Genomic DNA, 580 nt, shown 5'->3' with positions numbered 1-580 from the left:
GAGGTGTGGGAGGAGCTCGTTCAGCGCTTATATGATCGCGGTGTTGAACACGTCCTTCTTTTCATTTCGGACGGCTTGAACGGCATGACGGATGCGCTGCATCGTGTCTATCCCAAGGCTAAACATCAGGTGTGCTGCGTTCATGTTTCCCGCAACATCGCTAACAAAGTACGTGTGAAAGATCGTGCCGTCATTCTGGATGATTTCAGGGCTGTCTATGAGGCTGAAAGCCGCCAGGATGCTTTAAATGCCCTGGAACAATTTCAAAACAAATGGCATAAGACGTATCCACGTGCTGTCGATGCCGTGATGAAACAGGATCGCTTATTAACGTTTTATGATTTTCCGGCATCCATCCGATCCAGCATCTATACAACAAACCTCATCGAAGGATTTAACAAGGAAATCAAACGCTACGTCAAACGCAAAGAACAATTTCCAAATGAAGATGCCCTGGAACGTTTCCTGGTGACCCAGTTTTTAGATTATAACCATAAGTTCGGTATGCGGTGCCACAGAGGCTTCAAAAAAGCAAAGCCTGAATTACTGCAGATGTTTGAATCGCTGGAGGAACAAGTTT

General features: G+C 45.9%; 1 protein-coding gene. It reads left to right on the top strand.

All coding sequences use genetic code 11. The features are described from left to right. On the top strand, positions 1-580 hold a 580-nt coding region (locus ACFQU8_RS10490), incomplete at both ends, for an IS256 family transposase (RefSeq protein ID WP_382359673.1).

Origin of the sequence: Lentibacillus kimchii (assembly GCF_042666895.1) — a bacterium.
GTDB classification, from domain to species: Bacteria; Bacillota; Bacilli; order Bacillales; family Amphibacillaceae; genus Lentibacillus; species Lentibacillus kimchii.
Note: the sequence above shows the minus strand (reverse complement) of the source record. Positions and strands in the feature narration are given on the sequence as shown.